The organism is Candidatus Pelagibacter sp. PS_37 (assembly GCF_059417825.1).
Window position 1 is genome coordinate 1,076,166 of the sequence record NZ_CM182067.1, and the last position, 18,894, is coordinate 1,095,059.

20 protein-coding genes are annotated in these 18,894 nt (G+C 28.2%); 12 read left to right on the plus strand and 8 right to left on the minus strand.

The features are described from left to right. The first annotated feature begins 16 nt into the window (after positions 1 to 16). From AC5SL9_RS05695 to AC5SL9_RS05715, 5 genes are all read left to right on the plus strand, one after another. Positions 17 to 253 carry a CDGSH iron-sulfur domain-containing protein gene (locus AC5SL9_RS05695; RefSeq protein WP_006997769.1) on the plus strand — a complete coding sequence of 79 codons (237 nt, stop codon included), beginning with the start codon at positions 17 to 19 and terminating at the stop codon, positions 251 to 253. Continuing rightward, positions 253 to 663: a DoxX family protein gene (locus AC5SL9_RS05700; protein WP_494573946.1), complete on the plus strand. Its 411-nt coding sequence runs from the start codon at positions 253 to 255 to the stop codon at positions 661 to 663. The genes AC5SL9_RS05695 and AC5SL9_RS05700 overlap by 1 nt, the downstream gene beginning before the upstream one ends. A 96-nt stretch (positions 664 to 759) precedes the next feature. After that, a complete protein-coding gene (locus tag AC5SL9_RS05705) occupies positions 760 to 2,298 on the plus strand; it encodes a glutamate synthase-related protein (protein WP_494573947.1) in 1,539 nt (512 codons plus the stop codon). A gap of 9 nt (positions 2,299 to 2,307) precedes the next feature. Next, positions 2,308 to 3,147, plus strand: coding sequence for a pirin family protein (locus AC5SL9_RS05710; protein ID WP_018413558.1), 840 nt, complete (start codon positions 2,308 to 2,310; stop codon positions 3,145 to 3,147). After that, positions 3,147 to 4,121 (plus strand): quinone oxidoreductase family protein, encoded by a 975-nt coding sequence (locus AC5SL9_RS05715; protein WP_018413559.1) that lies wholly within the window; start codon positions 3,147 to 3,149, stop codon positions 4,119 to 4,121. The genes AC5SL9_RS05710 and AC5SL9_RS05715 overlap by 1 nt, the downstream gene beginning before the upstream one ends. Here AC5SL9_RS05715 and AC5SL9_RS05720 read toward each other — a convergent pair. Then, positions 4,118 to 4,522, minus strand: a complete 405-nt coding sequence (locus AC5SL9_RS05720) for a DUF2721 domain-containing protein (protein ID WP_011281502.1) — start codon at positions 4,520 to 4,522, stop codon at positions 4,118 to 4,120. The genes AC5SL9_RS05715 and AC5SL9_RS05720 overlap by 4 nt on opposite strands. A 52-nt stretch (positions 4,523 to 4,574) precedes the next feature. On the opposite strand from AC5SL9_RS05720, the gene ubiA reads away from it, so the two are divergent. The 5 genes from ubiA (at position 4,575) to AC5SL9_RS05745 (ending at position 10,211) form a co-directional block, all read left to right on the plus strand. Beyond that, the gene (gene ubiA, locus AC5SL9_RS05725) at positions 4,575 to 5,438 is read left to right on the plus strand and encodes a 4-hydroxybenzoate octaprenyltransferase (RefSeq protein ID WP_018413560.1); all 864 of its coding nucleotides are present in this window, start codon (positions 4,575 to 4,577) and stop codon (positions 5,436 to 5,438) included. Next, entirely contained in the window at positions 5,438 to 7,177 is a 1,740-nt protein-coding gene (locus AC5SL9_RS05730) for an ABC transporter ATP-binding protein (protein WP_018413561.1), read from the plus strand. Before ubiA ends, AC5SL9_RS05730 begins: the two co-directional genes overlap by 1 nt. 71 nt (positions 7,178 to 7,248) lie before the next feature. Then, a complete protein-coding gene (locus AC5SL9_RS05735) occupies positions 7,249 to 8,439 on the plus strand; it encodes a 3-deoxy-D-manno-octulosonic acid transferase (RefSeq protein ID WP_233788053.1) in 1,191 nt (396 codons plus the stop codon). After that, on the plus strand, positions 8,420 to 9,364 hold the full coding sequence (lpxK, locus tag AC5SL9_RS05740) for a tetraacyldisaccharide 4'-kinase (protein ID WP_018413563.1): 945 nt from the start codon (positions 8,420 to 8,422) through the stop codon (positions 9,362 to 9,364). Before AC5SL9_RS05735 ends, lpxK begins: the two co-directional genes overlap by 20 nt. Further along, positions 9,351 to 10,211, plus strand: coding sequence for a lysophospholipid acyltransferase family protein (locus AC5SL9_RS05745; protein WP_018413564.1), 861 nt, complete (start codon positions 9,351 to 9,353; stop codon positions 10,209 to 10,211). Before lpxK ends, AC5SL9_RS05745 begins: the two co-directional genes overlap by 14 nt. A gap of 4 nt (positions 10,212 to 10,215) precedes the next feature. On the opposite strand, the gene AC5SL9_RS05750 is transcribed toward AC5SL9_RS05745, so the two are convergent. After that, positions 10,216 to 10,404, minus strand: coding sequence for a DUF2093 domain-containing protein (locus tag AC5SL9_RS05750; protein WP_018413565.1), 189 nt, complete (start codon positions 10,402 to 10,404; stop codon positions 10,216 to 10,218). Between the two features lie 21 nt (positions 10,405 to 10,425). Between AC5SL9_RS05750 and purD the strand changes: the two genes are divergently transcribed. Both purD and rsmD read left to right on the plus strand, forming a co-directional pair. Further along, positions 10,426 to 11,691, plus strand: a complete 1,266-nt coding sequence (purD, locus tag AC5SL9_RS05755; RefSeq protein ID WP_018413566.1) for a phosphoribosylamine--glycine ligase — start codon at positions 10,426 to 10,428, stop codon at positions 11,689 to 11,691. After that, positions 11,688 to 12,254, plus strand: a complete 567-nt coding sequence (gene rsmD / locus AC5SL9_RS05760) for a 16S rRNA (guanine(966)-N(2))-methyltransferase RsmD (RefSeq protein ID WP_018413567.1) — start codon at positions 11,688 to 11,690, stop codon at positions 12,252 to 12,254. Before purD ends, rsmD begins: the two co-directional genes overlap by 4 nt. Here the strand turns inward: rsmD and AC5SL9_RS05765 are convergent. The 6 genes from AC5SL9_RS05765 to AC5SL9_RS05790 are packed head-to-tail and all read right to left on the minus strand — an operon-like array spanning position 12,246 to position 18,802. Beyond that, a complete protein-coding gene (locus tag AC5SL9_RS05765; RefSeq protein ID WP_018413568.1) occupies positions 12,246 to 13,388 on the minus strand; it encodes a phosphoglucose isomerase-related protein in 1,143 nt (380 codons plus the stop codon). The genes rsmD and AC5SL9_RS05765 overlap by 9 nt on opposite strands. Before the next feature lie 3 nt (positions 13,389 to 13,391). Next, on the minus strand, positions 13,392 to 13,844 hold the full coding sequence (locus tag AC5SL9_RS05770) for a DUF3035 domain-containing protein (protein WP_494573948.1): 453 nt from the start codon (positions 13,842 to 13,844) through the stop codon (positions 13,392 to 13,394). Further along, positions 13,831 to 14,331 (minus strand): signal peptidase II, encoded by a 501-nt coding sequence (lspA, locus tag AC5SL9_RS05775; RefSeq protein ID WP_011281507.1) that lies wholly within the window; start codon positions 14,329 to 14,331, stop codon positions 13,831 to 13,833. The genes AC5SL9_RS05770 and lspA overlap by 14 nt, the downstream gene beginning before the upstream one ends. Positions 14,332 to 14,343: 12 nt before the next feature. Then, complete coding sequence (gene ileS, locus AC5SL9_RS05780; protein WP_006997752.1) at positions 14,344 to 17,061, minus strand: isoleucine--tRNA ligase; 2,718 nt, start codon at positions 17,059 to 17,061, stop codon at positions 14,344 to 14,346. 1 nt (position 17,062) lies between these two features. After that, on the minus strand, positions 17,063 to 17,980 hold the full coding sequence (gene ribF / locus AC5SL9_RS05785; RefSeq protein WP_494573949.1) for a riboflavin biosynthesis protein RibF: 918 nt from the start codon (positions 17,978 to 17,980) through the stop codon (positions 17,063 to 17,065). A 3-nt stretch (positions 17,981 to 17,983) separates the two neighbouring features. Continuing rightward, complete coding sequence (locus AC5SL9_RS05790) at positions 17,984 to 18,802, minus strand: TIGR01459 family HAD-type hydrolase (protein WP_018413570.1); 819 nt, start codon at positions 18,800 to 18,802, stop codon at positions 17,984 to 17,986. Between the last annotated feature and the right edge of the window lie 92 nt (positions 18,803 to 18,894).

Here is an 18,894-nt window from a genome sequence, read left to right on the forward strand (position 1 = left end):
AATTGAAAGGATCAATATGACTAAAGGACAAAACGCAGGTAACGGACCAATTGCAGTAGATGTAGAGAAAGATAAATCTTACTACTGGTGTTCATGTGGAAAGAGTTCAAAGCAACCATTTTGCGATGGATCTCATCAAGGTTCAGAATTCACTCCTCTAGCTTACAAAGCAGAAGAAACAAAAAAAGTATTTTTTTGTGCTTGTAAACAAACTAACAACCAGCCTCTTTGCGATGGTTCACACAGTAAGTAATGATTAAAGCAAGTAAAAGAACTAAAAATATGAACAATATCTTAGATCTGACTGGTAGAATACTTATCTCTCTAATTTTTTTGTTAAGTGGAATTAATAAAATTGGAAACTATGAAGGAACGGTTGGTTGGATGGAGTCTTTAGGTGTGCCAGGCATTTTTTTAATACCAGCTATCATACTTGAGATAGGTGCACCGATATTAATTATGATTGGATATAAAGTAAAAGTTTCAGCAGCTTTATTAAGTATATTTTGTATCGCCACAGCGGTTATTTTTCATAATAATCTTTCTGATCAAATGCAGTTTATATCTTTTATGAAAAATATTGCTCTTGCAGGAGGTTTTTTATTCTTAGTTGTTAATGAAACAAAAGATTTTAGCCTAAATAAAAAATTAAATAATCGTTAATTAACTAAATATATAAGTGTCTTGATGCTTTAAATTAAGACACTTATAAAAATTACATATTATTTTAAGATTTAATTTATTAGAGTAAGGGTATTAATGGACAAGCCAACTATAGCAGATAACAAACCTAAAAAAGTAGAACTAGTACAAAATGAAGAATACATGTTTTGTACTTGTGGAAAATCTAAAAACCAACCATTTTGTGATTGGTCTCATGCTGGTACTTCATTTGAGCCTATAAATTTTAAAGCTGAAGAAACTGGTGATGCTTATCTTTGTATGTGTAAACATAGTAGTACCAAACCTTATTGTGACGGTACGCATAAAAATTTTACCTCTGATCAAATTAATAAATCAGAAGAAGTTTCAGGCACTAATGAGACAAAGAGTACAGAAGAAGAGCCACATCTTGCATACATTCATGAGCTTGCAAAAAATGGCTTAACAAAACTTGGTCATCATGGAGAAATGGGAGCAATGGGTGTTCCCTCAAAAGACTTGCCAAAGTGGGAAGATATTCAAATACTTACAGCCCAACTAGCAAAAAAACCTCTTCTAGATAATGATAAAGTTGAGACAGATATAATTATAGGTAAAAACTCAAATAAACCTCTAACGTTAAAGATTCCAATTTTTGTATCTGACATGAGTTTTGGTGCGCTATCAGAGGAGGCAAAAATTGCCCTAGCAAAAGGTGCTGAGGGAGCTGGTACAGGAATTTGCTCCGGAGAAGGTGGAATGCTTTTAGAAGAGCAAAAAAATAATTCAAAGTATTTTTATGAACTTGCTTCTGCTAAATTTGGTTATTCAGAAGATAAGTTAAAAAATATTCAAGCTTTTCATTTTAAAGGTGGTCAAGCTGCAAAAACTGGAACAGGTGGACATTTACCAGGGAACAAAGTTAAAGGTAAAATATCTGAGGTAAGACAAATTCCAGAAGGTGAAGATGCTATCTCCCCTTCTACTTTCAAAGACCTGACAACAGTTGATGATTTTTTAAAATTCTCAAACAGAGTTAGAGAGTTAACTGGTGGTATTCCAATAGGATTTAAATTATCTGCTCAACATATAGAAGATGACATTGAATTTGCCGTAAGTGCTAGTGCTGATTATATTATTCTTGATGGGCGTGGTGGTGGAACTGGGGCTGCTCCTTTAATATTTAGAGATAATATTTCTGTTCCCACAATTCCAGCCTTAGCAAGAGCTAGAAATTATTTAGATAAAAAAGGTTATGACCATGTATCATTAATTGTAACAGGTGGATTAAGAACTTCTGCAGATTTTGTAAAAGCACTTGCTCTTGGAGCAGATGGTATTGCAATCTCTAACTCAGCCATGCAAGCAATAGGATGCGTTGGTGCTAGAATGTGTAATACAAATAATTGCCCCGCTGGTATTGCCACTCAAAGACCAGAACTTAGAAAAAAATTAAATATTGACGAATCTTCTGCAAGATTAACTAGATTTTTTAATGCATCTGTAGATCTAATGAAGATATTAGCAAGAGCATGCGGACATGATCATCTTAATAAACTTTCTATAAATGATTTAACAACTTGGAAGAAGGAAATGAGCGAGCTATCTGGTGTGTCATTTGGTGGAGTTATAAATAATAAGCAAAACAATAAATAGAGGATAGAAATGAATAATATTGAAGTAGAAAAAATAATAGAGCCAGTTGCGGCATCAGATGGTGCTGGTGTTAAATTAAAGAGAAGTATTGGCACTCACCTTATTGATTACCATGATCCCTTTTTAATGTTAGATGAATTTGGTTCTGAAAATAAAGATGATTATATTGGAGGCTTTCCTCCTCACCCTCATAGAGGAATTGAAACAGTAACGTATATGCTTGCTGGCGACTTTGAACATAAAGACAGTACAGGTGGCGAAGGAATAATGACTGCTGGAGATGTTCAGTGGATGAAAACTGGAAGTGGTATCATTCATTCAGAAATGCCTGCAATGAAAGAAGGTAAGCTTCATGGATTTCAATTATGGGTAAACATGCCTGCTAAATTGAAAATGACTAAACCTGAATATATTTATATTGATGCAGATAAAATGAGCACTCATAAAGATGATGATAAAACTGTCAAAGTGATTGCTGGAAAATTTCAAGATGCAGAAGGACCTGTTAAAGGTCACAATGTTGAACCTGTTTATTTTGATGTAGAGCTTGAAAAAGGAAAAGAATTTAATTTTGATCTTCCCTCAACTCACAATTCATTAATATATTTAGTTGAAGGTGAAATTAAGGTAGGAGATCAAAACCATGACCAAGCTAAAAACTCTACTTTAATTATTCTAACTAGAGGTGAAAAATTAAAAGTCTCTAGCTTAACTAAAGCCAAGTTTTTATTGATATCTGGAAAGCCAATTGGTGAGCCTATTGCTAGAGGAGGTCCATTTGTAATGAATACTAAAGCAGAGATCTTGCAAGCAGTTCAAGATTATCATAATGATACATTTGTAAAATAATGAAAACTATTAAAATAGAAAAATTTGGTGGTCCTGAAGTATTAGAGGTTAAAGATATTGAAATCGGTAAACCAGGTCCAAAAGAAGTTCTTATAAAAAATCTATCAATTGGTCTTAACTATATTGATGTTTATCATCGAACAGGCTTGTACCCTATTCCTCTACCAAGTGGAATTGGCCTAGAGGCATGTGGAATAATAGAAGAAGTTGGTTCTGAAGTTGATCTGTTTAAAGTTGGAGATAGAGTGGCTCACTCTTCAATGCCAATTGGAAGTTATTCAGAAAAACAATTGTTTCCTCAAGAAAAATTAGTTTTAGTTCCAGAGGGTATCTCTGATGAAATAGCATCTTGTATTATGCTTAAAGGGATTACTGCTGAATATTTATTACACAGAGCTTATCCAATTAAAAAAGGGGATAAAGTATTATACCACGCAGCAGCTGGTGGTGTTGGCCAAATATTATGCCAGTGGGCTAATGCATTAGGAGCTGAAGTCATTGGAACAGTTGGCTCTAAAGAAAAAGAGGCTATTGCTAAAAAAAATGGTTGTCATCATGTAATAAATTATACTGATACAAACTTTGTTGAAGAGGTGGAAAAAATTGCAGGTAAAAATGGAGTTGATGTTGTCTATGATGGTGTTGGTATTAAAACATTTGATGGATCGATTGAAACCTTAAAGGTTAGAGGTATGATGGTCGCTTTTGGTAACGCATCAGGTTACGTTGATACGATAGATGTTAAAAAACATATTAATGCAAAAGGATTATTTTTTACTCGTCCTTCTATTGCACATTATACAATGACAAGGGAAGAATTAGTTGAATCAGCTAAAAAAGTTTTTGATGCAATTTTGTCTGAAAAATTTAAAGTTGAAATTTCAAAAAAATACTCACTTGATGATGCTAAAAAAGCTCATGAAGAATTAGAAGCAAGACTATTAACCGGTCCTGCAGTTATTATTCCTAATTAATCTAAATTAACATCCATATCAGACATATGCAATTTTAATGCATTTGTTGATACTTGAATTTCTCTCATAAAAACAACGATTGAAATCATCATCGATAAACAACAAGATCCAAAAATTAATCTTGCAGCAAAAATTTCATTCAAATAAAGGGCAAACACAGTCAACATATTAAATAAGAAACCAAATGCAGCAAACATAATAGTCCATTTTAAAAGAACAATTCTTCCACTTAAATTTATAAACTGTTTTTTCCACTCAGGAGGAATATGATTTTCATACACATGTTCATCATGAAGCTGCCTAATAAGCTTGCTCAAAGAATGAAATCTGTTGCTATATACACTCATCAATAAAGGAATGGCCGGAAACATCAATGCTGTAACTGTGTAATCTATATTCATACGAATCAATTTGATTATGAAACTAGCCTTTGTTATTTACAAGTAAATTATTATGAAACAATTAAATCTCTTTATTGAACTAACAAGATTGAAAAGGCCTATTGGCTATATGTTATTATTTTGGCCCTGTGCATGGGGACTAACTCTTGCTTATGATTTCTCAAAAAACTTAAATGATTATTTTTTTTACTTATTATTATTTTTTTTAGGATCAGTTCTAATGCGTTCTGCAGGATGCATTGTAAATGATATTTCTGACAAAGAATTTGATAAAAAAGTTTCAAGAACAAAAAATAGACCTATTGCATCTAATCAAGTTTCCATAAAATTAGGAATATTTTATACTTTTATTTTATGTCTACTTGCACTTTTGGTTTTAATTAACTTTAATAACTTAACAATCTTACTTGCTCTTGGGTCTATGCCTCTAGCCTTCACTTACCCTTTAATGAAAAGATTTACTTATTGGCCTCAATTATTTTTAGGAATAACATTTAATTATGGTCTAATTTTAGGATGGACTGCAATTCAGGGTGAAATAAATACTGTTGCTATTATCTTTTACTTTGGAGCCATATTTTGGACACTAGGATACGACACAATTTATGGGTTTCAAGATATTAAAGATGACGAAATTATAGGTGTAAAATCAACTTCAATAAAATTCAAAAATAAACCAAAAAATTTTGTATCCACATGTTATGTTTTTCTAATTTTTTCTATTTTAATTGTGGGCTATATGATGAATTATAATTACTTTTTTTATGCAAGCTTGTTAATAACAATTGCCCACTTATTTTTTTACCAAATTAAATCTTTTAACCCAAAAAGCCCATCTATGTGCTTAAAAGTTTTTAAAAGTAATAATTTAGTTGGTCTTCTCATTTTTTGTAATATTTTAATCGGGAAATTTTAATGAATAATTCAGAGATTTATAAAAGACTTTATAAAGATTACTCAAAAAAATATATTAATAAAATATTAATATCAGTTTTTTTTGGAGTTCTTGTTGCAGCAAGCACTTCTGCTATAGCTTGGCTTTTAGATCCCGCTATTAAAAAAATATTTGTTGAGAAAGATCAGTCACTAATATTCATAATTCCTTTATTAATAATTATAGCTTTTACTATCAAAGGGTTTGCTCTTTATTTTGCAAAAGCAATCATGATTAAAGTTGCTGAAGAAATTAAAAAAATTCTTCAATCTCAAATGGTAAAATCTCTAATTAATGCAGATACACAGCTAATAGATAAAAAACATTCTGGAAAATTTATTTCAAATCTTACTTTTGATGTAAACCATATTACCAATATGCTCAGTACAGCCATTTTAAGCTTATTCAAAGATAGCTTAACTTTGTTTGGGTTGCTATTTGTAATGTTTTATCAGAATTGGAAATTATCATTAATTGCAATAATAATGATTCCTATTGCTGGTATGGCTTCAAAAACTCTCGGTAAAAGAATTGGAAAAGTTGTGACAGAAGCACAAGAAAAATCTGGTTTTTTAAATACTCATTTAATCGAATTATTTAAAAACCATAAATTAATTAAAATATTTCAAAGAGAAGACTATGAAAGTAAAAGAACAGATGGTCATTTAAATCAACTAAAAGAAAAAAATATTAAAATCAATACTGTGTTTGTAAGATTGTCACCAATCATGGAAACCTTGACTGGAATAATGATTGCAATTTTAATATTTTATTCTGGAAAATTAGCTCTTAATGACGAGATTGAGATAGGAAATTTTTTCTCTTTTCTTGCAGCAATGATGCTCGCATATCAACCTGTAAGAGCTCTATCTACAATGAATATGATATTAAAACAGGGGTTATCTGCAGCCAATAGAATTCTACCTATTATTGACAATCAAAATAAAATTGCTGATCATGAAGACGCTCAGGATATTAATATTACTCATTCTAATATTAAGTTTCATAACATTAACTTTCAATATAATGCTGATGAAAAAGATGTTTTAACAAACATAAATCTAAATATTGCTGGGGGGAAAATGACCTCATTAGTTGGGCATAGCGGTTCTGGAAAATCAACAATTTTAAATTTAATACCTAGATTTTATGACGTTCAATCTGGAGATATCTTGATTGATAATCAATCTATATACAAAGTGAAAATTAAATCTCTAAGAGATAAAATATCCCTTGTAAGTCAAGATACGACTTTGTTTGATGATACGATAAAAAATAATATCAAATATGCTAAAAATGATGTCACAGATGAAGAGGTAATTTCAGCAGCAAAATTCTCTTATGCACATGAGTTTATAGAAAAATTACCAAAAAAATATGAAACAATAATAGGCGAAAATGGAATTAGATTATCAGGTGGAGAGAAGCAAAGACTGTCTATAGCTCGAGCTATGATCAAGAAAAGTCCAATAATTCTTTTAGATGAAGCAACTTCATCATTAGATTCTGAAACTGAAAGTAAAATTCAAGATGCTTTACAAATATTAACTAAAGATAAGACAACCATTGTAATAGCCCATAGACTGTCAACAATTTTAAGCTCTGATCAAATTTATATTATTGATTCTGGAAATGTTGTTGCGAACGGTAAACATGATGAATTGTTAAATAATTCAGAACTTTATAAAAATTTCTATGAGAAGCAAATTCGTAAAGAATAATGTTTTTTTTATATCAAATAATAATAACCATTACTCTAATATTCTCTCCATTAATTATATTTTTTAGAATTTTGAAAAAAAAAGAAGATAAAAAAAGATATAAAGAAAAATTTTGTTTTCCATCAAAAAAACGTATTAGTGGTAATTTAATTTGGTTTCATGGATCAAGTGTGGGTGAACTTTTAAGTATTTTGCCTCTAGTTCAAGAGCTTGAAAAAAATAAGTCTGTAAACCAAATTTTAATAACTACTTCAACTTTGAGTTCTGCTCAAATATTTAAAAAATTTAATTTTAAAAAAACTGTTCATCAATTTTTTCCAATAGACTCGATATTTTTTTCTTATAAATTTTTGAATTACTGGAAGCCAACTATTGCAATATTTATTGAGTCTGAGATTTGGCCTAGCATCTTTAAGATTATTAATAAAAAAAAAATTCCATTAACACTTCTTAATGCAAGAATTACAAAAAAAACTTTTGATAAATGGAGACATGTAAAAAAATTTTCAAACTCAGTGTTTCAGAATATTTCAATTGCCTACCCTCAAAATGAAGAAACATATAATTATCTTAAAAAATTAAACATCTCAAAAGTAAAAAAAATAGGAAATCTTAAGTTTTTCAATAATCAACAATCTAAATTTACTAAACTAGACAAAATTTTTTTAAAAAATATAAATCTTAAAAAAGTTTGGTGTGCTTCAAGCACACACCCAGGTGAAGAAATCATTTGTGCAAATACTCACGTAAAACTAAAGAAAAAATATAAAAATTTATTAACAATAATAATACCAAGACATATTCATCGTGTTAGTAAAATAGTTGATGAAATTAAAGGTTTAGATTTGAATATAGTTTTACACAGTTCAAAACCAAAAAAATTAAATAATACAGACATTTATTTGGTGGACACATATGGTGAGACAAAGAAATTTTATCAATCTTCTAATATAGTTTTTATGGGTAAATCAATATCGGGAAATGGTGGTCAAAACCCTCTTGAACCTGCCAACTTAGGTTCTACTGTTTTGCACGGACCAAACGTAGATAACTTTAAAGATACCTACAAATTACTCAATAAACTAAAGATTGCTTATAAAGTTAATGGAGTAAAAAGCTTAACTCAATCAATAGACAAATTAATTACTAATCCCAATAACAAAAAAAACTATTTAAAAATTGCAAAAATAGGAAAAAAAATACTTAATGAAACTAAAGATGAGATAAATAGTTTATTTAATAATGAAATTAAAAAAACCTAAATTCTGGGATCAGAAAAAACCATCCTTTTTTTCATATCTACTATTACCTTTTTCAATAATTTTAGGCTTAATCACTAAAATAAAATCAAAACCTAAATTTTCTAATTCAAAAATTAAAACAATCTGTGTTGGAAACATCTATATTGGAGGAACAGGCAAAACATCACTAGCCATCAAGATAAAAGAAATTTTAGATAAAAATAATATCAAAGCTTGTTTTATTAAAAAATTTTATTCTAATCAAACTGATGAGCAAAAACTACTTAGTAAAAATGGAACCTTATTTAGTAATTTAAAAAGAATTAATGCACTTAATGAAGCCATCGCAGAAGGTTTTGAAGTTGCTATCTTTGATGATGGACTACAAGATAGCTCTATCAAATATGACTTAGAAATTGTTTGTTTTAATAATCTTAATTGGATTGGAAATGGACTTACACTACCATCAGGACCTTTAAGAGAAAATATTAATAATCTAAAATCTTATGAAAATGTTTTTTTAAATGGAAATGAAGAAAGTCTAATTGCCATCAAAGAACAGATTAAAAGAATTAACCCAAATATTGATATTAATTCTGGAAAATATACACCGTTAAACATAGGTGAATTTGATAAAGATCAAAATTACTTGGTTTTTTCTGGTATTGGTAATCACAAAACTTTTGTAGAGATGTTAAAAAATAATAAATTAAAAATTGTAAGTGATTTAGAATATCCAGATCATTACCAGTATTCAAAAAAAGATTTTGATGAAATAATAATCAATGCAAAAAAATTCAACGCACATATTATAACTACTGAAAAAGATTATTTAAGGCTAGAAAACTTAAATAGAAATGAAATTTTGTATGTTAAATCAAGTCTTGATGTATCAGACGAGAAAAATCTCACAAACAAACTAATTAGATTAAATGAAAAAAATTAAATATTTTTTTGAATTTTTAATTATATCTTCTCTTTTTATTATTTATAAATTTTTAGGATTAAAAATTTCATCTCACTTCAGTGGAAAATTATTTGAAACATTTGGTCCAATTTTCAGATCAAAAAATCTCATTAAAACTAATATTCAAAGAGCTATTCCTAAAATTAATTCATCAAAAATTAAGAGTATTACAAAAAATATGTGGAATAATTATGGAAGGACATTGTCTGAATATATGTTTCTTAAAGGTTTTAGAAATGATCAATTTAGATCAAATATTAATATTGCAGGTAAAGAAATTCTTCAAAAAATAAAGCTTGAAAAAACCCCAGTAATTTTTGTTTCTGGTCATTTTAGTAATTTTGAATTAATGGCGATGGAAATTGAAAAATCTGGTGTAAATCTATCAGCAATATATCGACCATTAAACAATATTTTCTTAAATATATTAATGGAAAGAATTAGAAAAAAATATATTTGCAAAAATCAAATTAAAAAAGGAACTAGTGGAGTTAGAGAATTATTAAAATTATATAAAAAAGGCTACTCTATAGCCTTAATGATTGATCAGAGAGTCTCTCAAGGAATAAAATCTAAATTCTTTAATCAAGAAGCATTCACCACAACAATTCCTGCACAATTTATAAAAAAATTTAATTGTAAAGTGGTACCAATTTCTATTAAGAGGCATAATGGTGTAAATTTTAATATTAAAGTTGAAAAACCTATTGAGTTTTCAAAAAACTCCTCTACTGAAAAAATTACTAGAGAGCTAAACATTTGGCTGGAGAAAACAATTTTAAAAAATCCAGGGGAATGGATATGGTCTCATGATAGATGGAAGTAAGAATTTAGTGTGTCTCTTTTTTTTTATGAGCTTCTACATATGAAAAATATGGTTCTTGGAGCTCAACATTCCAGTAATTAAGATTTTCTAAACTAATTAATTTTCCTGATACAGCACAAACGACATGATCACCATTTTCAATAATTTCAAAGTTATTTGGTAAATATTTTAATTTTGCTAATTTTTTATTCATTTTTAGTTTATATACATCTATATGAAAGTTGGAATAATTGGAAGTGGTGGAAGAGAGCACGCTCTATGTCTGTCCATCAAAAAATCGCCTAGAGTTAACAAGATATACTGCTTTCCTGGTAATGCAGGAACTTCTGATATAGCTGAGAATATTGAAATTGATTTATCAGACTTTAACAAGATTAAAGAATTTTCAATCAAAAATGAAATTAGTTTATTAATTGTTGGACCAGAAAAACCATTAGTTGATGGAATAGTGGATTTCTTTAAAGATACTGAAATAAATATTTTTGGTCCTGATAAAATTTCTTCTCAGTTAGAAGGATCAAAAATATTTACAAAAAAAATATGTGAAAAGCACAATATACCAACTGCTAAATTTGGTATTTTTGAAAATGCCAATGATGCAATATCTTTTTTAGATAAAACTCAGTTTCCACTTGTTGTCAAAGCTGATGGTCTTGCATCTGGAAAAGGTGTTTATATTTGTGAAAATAAAGATGATGCAAATTTAGCAATAAAAGAAGTTTTTGATGGAAAGTTTGGATTAGCAAAAAATATTTTAATTGAGGAATTTCTTGTTGGTGAAGAAATGAGCTATTTTATTATAAGTGATGGTAAAGAAATCAAGGGCTTTGAAACTGCACAAGATCATAAAAGAGTTCTAGAAGGTGATAAAGGAGCGAATACAGGTGGAATGGGTGCTTATTCACCTTCAAGACTACTCAATCAGCCTTTGGAAGAAAAAATATTAAATAAAATAATCAAACCTACCATTAACGCTCTAGAAGAAATGGGATCTAATTATAAAGGATTCTTATACGCTGGCTTAATGATAGTTAAAGATGAACCTTATTTGATTGAATACAATGTACGAATGGGAGATCCAGAGTGTCAGACTATTTTACCAAAATTAAAAACAGATTTATTTGAAATTATCAATGCGTGCTGCAATGAAAACCTAAAAGATATAAATATAGAGTGGCATGATAAAAAAAGTCTATGTATTGTTTTATGTTCAAAGGGCTACCCAGATAAATATAATAATCAAATTTTAATAGATAATATTGGAAATCTAAAGCTTGATGAGGATGATTATTTTTTTCATGCTGGTACAAAAAAAATAAACGATCAGGTTTATTCAAATGGTGGAAGAGTAATTAATTTTGTTAGTCTGTCATCAAATTTTAAAAATAGTAGAGATAAAGCTATAAGTTTAATTAAAAAACTTAATTGGAAAGATGGTTTCTATAGAAAAGATATTGGTCATAAGGTGATTGATGAATGAGAATTATTTCAGGAAATTTTAAAGGCAAAAAAATTCTTCTACCTAAAGATAAACTAACAAGACCTCTCAAAGATTTAACAAAAGAGTCAATTTTTAATATATTAAAACATTCTAAATTATTAAATGTAGAGTTAGAAAATTCTAATATTTTAGATTTATTTTCAGGTGTTGGATCATTTGGTCTCGAATGTTTATCAAGAGGTGCTAAAAACATTACCTTCTTAGAGAGTTACACAGAAGTATTAAATATTTTAAAAAAAAATATAGATAATTTAAATCAACAAAATCAAACAAAAATAATTGAAAAAGATATTTTTTCTGAAAATACACTTAAACTATTAAATGACAAATTTGATATTATTTTTATGGACCCTCCCTATAAGGAAAAAAAATTACCTTTTCTGCTGAATGCGATAACTAAATTAGAATTGCTTAACACAGATGGCATCATAATTATTCATAGGCATAAAAAAGAAGATGACGACCTACCAAAGGAATTCAACCTAATTCTAGAAAAAAATTATGGTATTTCAAAAATTATATTTGGAAATATTTTAACTTAATATTTTTTTTGTTTCTATTTTTATCAACTCAACAGAAGGTTGATCAAATGGATTAACATTTAAAGCTCGACCAAGTAAAATAGTCTCTAAAATAAAGAAACAAAACAATTCACCCAGAGACTGTTCATTTCTTTTTAAAATTCTAAAGCTTCTAAAAGGTATTTTTTTTGAGATAAAAACTTTCTCTGTAGCAATCATTTGAGATTGTTTTATTTTTTCGATTGATAAGTTTTTTAAAAACTTATGAGTATTTAAAACACTATCATTCTTAATTTTTATATTTCTATTTTCTAGAACATTAAAAAATGTATAAAAATACTTATTTGGGCCGTCTAAATAAAGCTGCATTAAACTATGATTATCTTTTGGCATTGAAGAAACAACGGGTAATAATCCAAGTGATTTTTTTCCTAAACTTTCAGCTATTAGTTGCTGATACCATTTAAATAAATTTTCAGATTGCTCATCATAATTTAAAATTATTGAGGTTTGTTTTTCACTCTTAATTAAGTTTAACGTAGTTGACACGTTGCTTACTAAATTATTAATAAAATTTTTATTTTTAATAAGATTATTAAATTGTTTAAATTTTTTTTCATTTAAATTCATTAATTCTGCAGGTAACATTCCAACTTCTGACAACACAGAATACCTGCCTCCTACGTAATTTTTATGCTCAAATATTTCTGCCTTTAGTTTTGCTGCTAAGTTAGTTAGATAGCTATTTTTTGACTCAGTAATAATAATATTTTTTTCTTTTTTGGTAATTAATGCATTGGCATTCGCTATTGTCTCCAATGTATTTCCTGATTTAGAAATAATTAAATTTAAATTTATATTTTTATTATTAAAATAATCTGCATTGCTGTTTAAATTATTTACAAAAGTAATTTTTTTTTTTATTTTAGGTTTTAAAAAATCATAAATAGCTTCAGAGCCAAGAACAGATCCACCCATACCAATTATTCTTAAATTTGATAATTTTTTATATTTTTTAATTATTTTTTTTGAATAGCTATATTTATATGTGGGTTTTAAAGTTTCAAACAATGCTGGCTGATTTTTTAGTAGTTTTAAAAAATCTTTTTTTATTATTTTGGAACTTTTAATATTTAAAAAATTTTTAAATATCATTTACTAACTATCAGATTTATTGAATTTATCTTTTAGTCTTTTAAAAAAACCTTTTTTTTTTGGTTTTTCATTTTCTTCTATAGCTTCATCTAAATTTATTTCTGTAGTTTCTATTAAATTAACTTTTTTTTCATTAATCTTTTTAATAATAGATTGCTCAATAGAATTTTTTGCATCATCACTTTTTTCACTTGTGCTTATAGAAGAGCTTTGATTTATTATATCTTCAATATCTGATGTATCTTTTTTATCTGATTTTATGTTTTCTTCAGGTTCCTTTCCAGGTTCTGGCAACTCTCCAAAGCTAGGGGGTAGTACTAATGGTGACTTTTTTTCAACCAAAAATTCGTCACTTCCTTTTTTTTTGCTTCCTCCCAATCCTTCAGCAATTGTGCCACAAGAGTTTAAAAAGAGAATTATTAAAAAAGAAGCTATTAATGGATTAGTTTTTTTCATTTGTTTTTTTATTATTAAAGAAAAGTTCTACTAAAATAAGGCAAAAAACTCCAATGGTAATAAATATGTCAGCTACATTAAAAACAAACCAATGAAAGCCATAAAAATGTAAATCAATAAAATCTGGAACGGCTGTATAAACTATCCTGTCATAAAAGTTCCCAAAAGCGCCACCTGCAATTAAAGCAAAAAAGTAACGCTGAATATTATCATTTTTTAACATCATAAATATAATAGCAATAATGATAAGACCAATTAAGATTGTAATAGAATTATAAATAACACTTCCATCTATAGAAAATAATCCAAAAGCTATTCCTTTGTTCCAGATTAAAAATAAGTTTAAAAAAGGAGTGATATAAATATCAACCGAGGTTTCTACTTCTGCAAGTTTTAAGATATATAGCTTTGTTGTACGATCAAATATAAAAACTACTAATATAATTACTAAATTTAAATAAAAGTTTTTTAAGTTAATTTTGTTCATCAACCTTTTTAGTTAATCTGAATGTCTCTCACATTTAACTTTATTGATCTTCCAACAAACTGGGCATTTATTTCCTTCGGCTTTAATCGTTTTAATAATTATTTCATCAGTGTTTGATTGATGAACTAAAGCAGAGGATGTGATGCATATTTCTGAAAAATCTACATTTTTTGAAATTTCGAATAATGATTTATTTAGATTAATAATTAGACTAGCTTCTAAGCTTGATCCTATTTCTTTGCTAGCTCTTTTTGCTTCAATACTTATATTACAGATATCTCTAATTTTTTTTAACTCTATCCATTTCTTATGCAGTTCTTCATCTTGAAAAGACTCTGGATATTTCATGAATTGTTCAAGATGAATACTTTTTTGCTCTTTGTTTATCAGGGTAAAAATTTCTTCGGTTGTAAATGAAAGTATTGGTGCAAACCATTTAACCAAAGATTCTAAAATAATATTTAAAACTACTATACTACTCTTTCTTCTATCAGAATTTTTTGAGTCACAATATAAAGCGTCTTTCCTAATATCAAAATAAAATGAAGATAGGTCTACTGTGCAAAAATTTAAAAGCTCTTTATAAAGATTGTGAAAATCATAAGATTTAAAATAATTTTTAAAATTATTATTTAGCTCATACACTCTATGAAGCATATATCTCTCTAGCTCTGGCAATTGTTTAATGTCTAGACTTTCCAAATCAATTTTTTGGAAATCATCATTTAAGTTACCTAGCAAATATCTAAATGTATTTCTAATTTTTCTATATGAATCAGCGTGTTGTTCTAAAATAGAATAATCAATTCTTAAATCCTCAGCATAATTAGATGATGCAACCCATATTCTTAAAATATCTGCACCATACTTTTTTAAAATATCCTCAGGTGCAATTACGTTTCCTACAGATTTTGACATTTTCAGACCTTTGCCATCCACAACAAATCCATGTGATAATATCGATTCATAAGGCGCTCTCCCTCTTGTTCCACAAGATTCTAAAAGTGACGAATGGAACCATCCTCTATGCTGATCTGAGCCTTCTAAATACATTGATGCTGGCCATTGAAGATCTTCTCTTTTTTCCAAAACAAATGCATGAGTGCAACCGCTATCAAACCAAACTTCAACAATATCACTTATTTTTTCGTAATCTTCTGCTTTATATTTATCCCCTAAAAATCTTTGAGGACTGTCAGAAAACCAACAATCAGAACCTTCTTTTTCATAAATGCTCGCAATATTCTCATTTACATTATCATCTACTAAAATTTCTTTAGTAGTTTTATGAACAAATATTGGAAGTGGAACTCCCCAAACTCTTTGTCTTGAAACACACCAATCTGGCCTTGTTTCAATCATTGCTTTTATTCTTTCTCTGCCTTTGTCTGGATAAAATTTAGTATCATCAAGAGCTTTTAACGCTTTTTTTCTCAAGCCATGACTTTCCATTGAAATAAACCATTGCGGAGTTGCTCTATGAACAAGAGGTGCTTTTGATCTCCATGAATGTGGATATGAATGAACTAGCTCTCCATTAGATAATAATTTTTTTTGTTCTTTTAATTTTTCAATAACAATTGGATTAGCTTTAAAAATATGAGTTCCCTCAAATAAAGGAAGGTTTTTAGTGTATTTACCATCACCATCTACTGTCTCTATGGCTTTTATCCCATACTTTAAACAAAGATTAAAATCATCAGGACCATGACTGGGTGCACAATGAACAATACCTGTTCCCTGTTCTGTTGTAACAAATCTTGCTTCAAGCATTGGTATATCATAATCATAACCTAGCTCTAAGAAAGGGTGACTACAAATTGTATCTTTAAAATCCTTACCCTTAAATTTTTTTATTTCTTTATAACTTTTGATTTCACAATCTTTGATTACAGATTCTAGTAGAGCTTCCGCAACAACTATTTTTTTATTCTTAAAATCTCCTTCATCACCTAATTCAATTATTAAATAATCTAAGGCTTCATTATAAGCTAGAGCTTTGTTTGCAGGTATAGTCCATGGTGTGGTTGTCCATATAATAACATCTGTATTTTCTAATTCTTTTATATTTGTTTTCTTAACTGGGAATGCTGTATAAATTGTATCTGATTTATGATCTTGATACTCAACCTCAGCATCTGCTAAAGCTGTTTTTTCTACAGTTGACCAAAGAACAGGTTTAAAACCTCTATAAAGACTTCCTTCTTTTAAAAATTTTCCTAATTCTCTTACGATTTGAGCTTCTGCTTCAAAGCTCATTGTTGCGTAATGATTTTCCCAATCTCCAACAACACCTAATCGTTTAAATTGTGTTTTGTGAACTTCAATCCATTTTTCAGCAAACTCTCTACACTCTTTTCTAAATTCTGTTATTGGAACTTCATTTTTATTTTTTTTATTTTTTTTATATTGCTCTTCGATTTTCCACTCAATCGGTAAACCATGACAATCCCATCCTGGAACATATACAGAATCTTTACCATCCATTTGATGAAATTTAACAATGATATCTTTCAAAATCTTATTTAAAGCAGTGCCCATGTGAATATTACCATTCGCATATGGTGGGCCATCGTGAAGTATGAACTTCTCTTTTCCCTTATTAGATTTTCTCAACTCCTTATAAAGGTCAATTTTTTTCCAATATTCTAAAATTTCAGGTTCTTTGTTCTGTAAATTTGCTTTCATGGAGAAAGCTGTTTTAGGTAAATTTATATTTTCTTTGCTCATGTTAACTTTTTTTAGCGACTTTTAAATCACTTTGAATTTGTTTTTTTAATTGATCAACGTTTTTGAATTTTTTCTCTTTTCTTATAAATTTTGTGAACTCTACTGATAAATACTTATTATAAAGATTTCCAGAAAAATTAAAAATATGCACTTCTAATAAAATTTTTTTTTGATTAAAAGTTGGTCTATAACCAAGATTGGCAATCGCTTTTAGTGATTTATTGGAGTTTTTTTGTTTTACTTTAACGGCATACACTCCAGGCATTGCTATCACATAATCCTTAATATCAATATTGCAGGTTGGAAAACCAATTTTTTTTCCTTGCTGTCTTCCCTTTTGAACAATTCCTTCAATTGACCAATTTCGACTTAATAACTTATTAGTTTTCTTTAACTGCCCTTTTTCTAGAAGAGAGCGGATATATGTTGAGGAGATAACTTTTTTATTTAAAATTAGTGGTTGTGGTTTTACTATTTTGTAATGGTATCTTCCCTCATTTTTTATTAACTGCCTAACATCTCCCTCTCTTTTATTACCAAATCTAAAGTTATTGCTAACAAATATGTATTGAGCTTCTAATTTTTTTGATAAAATTTCTTTAATAAAAAAATCAGACTTAATTGCGGAAAATTTTTTATCAAATTTTTTAGTAATTATAAAATCAACTCCTAAATGATCTAAAATTATTTTTTTTTGATTTATATTTGAAATTCTAAAGTTTTTAAAACGTTTATTAAAAAACATTTTAGGCATTGGCTCAAATGTTAAAACACCAATTTTTAGATTAAATTTTTTTTTATAAGTATTTGCTAATTTAAATAATTTTTGATGACCTAAATGAACGCCATCAAAATTTCCAATCAAGATAATTGATTTTTTATGATTGTTTGAAATATTAAAATCTTTATACAACTTCATATTTTACCATTTTAATTCTGTTTGAATAAAGTTTACAACAACTTCATATTTTTTTGAAATTACATCAATGCCTTCTTTTTTAATTTCATCTTTATGAACACCATTTGATATAATTAATGAATTAAAATTTAAAAGATTGGCTCCCTTAATATCCGTATTTAAATTATCGCCGATAGATAAAACTCTTTTTCCTTCGTTATTAATTGCTTGATTATAAACTTCAGGAAATGGTTTTCCAAAATAAATAACCTCTCCACCCATTTTTTCAAAAACAAGAGCTACAGACCCTGCACATAATTCTCTTTTTTCACCTCTATCAACAATTAAATCTGGATTAGTGCATATCATTTTCTTATCCATATGATCATTGAATAACTCTTTGTAATATTTTAAATCCTCACCTTGCTCTTCAAATAATCCTGTACAGAGTAAGTATGAGCTTTCTTTAATGTTATTAGTCTTATTTTTTTTAAAATCTAAAAATAAATCAAAATCTCTTGGTGGTCCCACATGATAAAACTTTTCTTCTAGAGAATTTTTTTTTAAATAATTCAGCGCTGCTTCTCCTGAAGAATAAACTTTTTCTCTAATTTCTTTATTCATCCCCATTTTTTCTAAAAAATTATTTACTATTTTATTAGGTCTTGGCGCATTGGTTAAAAGAACATAGTCTTTATTTGCTTTGGTGATTTCTTCTAAGGTTTCGATTGCGTTTTTATGAAGAGTTATCCCATTATGAACAACACCCCATAAATCGATATAAAAAATATCATAATTCTCTACAATCGACCTTAATCCATCCTTATCTAAATTCTTAGTCATTATGGGAGGTATAACTTATAAAAAACACAATTTCTCTGGTTTTTTGCCTTACATATTTTTTTTAACATCTCTTGAAATAGTAAACCTAATAG

Bases quoted from the DNA above. Each gene is read 5' to 3' on its own strand.
- AC5SL9_RS05695 (WP_006997769.1), top strand. From the start codon at position 17: ATGACTAAAGGACAAAACGCAGGTAACGGACCAATTGCAGTAGATGTA.
- AC5SL9_RS05700 (WP_494573946.1), top strand. From the start codon at position 253: ATGATTAAAGCAAGTAAAAGAACTAAAAATATGAACAATATCTTAGAT.
- AC5SL9_RS05705 (WP_494573947.1), top strand. From the start codon at position 760: ATGGACAAGCCAACTATAGCAGATAACAAACCTAAAAAAGTAGAACTA.
- AC5SL9_RS05710 (WP_018413558.1), top strand. From the start codon at position 2,308: ATGAATAATATTGAAGTAGAAAAAATAATAGAGCCAGTTGCGGCATCA.
- AC5SL9_RS05715 (WP_018413559.1), top strand. From the start codon at position 3,147: ATGAAAACTATTAAAATAGAAAAATTTGGTGGTCCTGAAGTATTAGAG.
- AC5SL9_RS05720 (WP_011281502.1), bottom strand. From the start codon at position 4,522: ATGAATATAGATTACACAGTTACAGCATTGATGTTTCCGGCCATTCCT.
- ubiA (WP_018413560.1), top strand. From the start codon at position 4,575: ATGAAACAATTAAATCTCTTTATTGAACTAACAAGATTGAAAAGGCCT.
- AC5SL9_RS05730 (WP_018413561.1), top strand. From the start codon at position 5,438: ATGAATAATTCAGAGATTTATAAAAGACTTTATAAAGATTACTCAAAA.
- lpxK (WP_018413563.1), top strand. From the start codon at position 8,420: ATGAAATTAAAAAAACCTAAATTCTGGGATCAGAAAAAACCATCCTTT.
- AC5SL9_RS05745 (WP_018413564.1), top strand. From the start codon at position 9,351: ATGAAAAAAATTAAATATTTTTTTGAATTTTTAATTATATCTTCTCTT.
- AC5SL9_RS05750 (WP_018413565.1), bottom strand. From the start codon at position 10,404: ATGAATAAAAAATTAGCAAAATTAAAATATTTACCAAATAACTTTGAA.
- purD (WP_018413566.1), top strand. From the start codon at position 10,426: ATGAAAGTTGGAATAATTGGAAGTGGTGGAAGAGAGCACGCTCTATGT.
- rsmD (WP_018413567.1), top strand. From the start codon at position 11,688: ATGAGAATTATTTCAGGAAATTTTAAAGGCAAAAAAATTCTTCTACCT.
- AC5SL9_RS05765 (WP_018413568.1), bottom strand. From the start codon at position 13,388: ATGATATTTAAAAATTTTTTAAATATTAAAAGTTCCAAAATAATAAAA.
- AC5SL9_RS05770 (WP_494573948.1), bottom strand. From the start codon at position 13,844: ATGAAAAAAACTAATCCATTAATAGCTTCTTTTTTAATAATTCTCTTT.
- lspA (WP_011281507.1), bottom strand. From the start codon at position 14,331: ATGAACAAAATTAACTTAAAAAACTTTTATTTAAATTTAGTAATTATA.
- ileS (WP_006997752.1), bottom strand. From the start codon at position 17,061: ATGAGCAAAGAAAATATAAATTTACCTAAAACAGCTTTCTCCATGAAA.
- ribF (WP_494573949.1), bottom strand. From the start codon at position 17,980: ATGAAGTTGTATAAAGATTTTAATATTTCAAACAATCATAAAAAATCA.
- AC5SL9_RS05790 (WP_018413570.1), bottom strand. From the start codon at position 18,802: ATGACTAAGAATTTAGATAAGGATGGATTAAGGTCGATTGTAGAGAAT.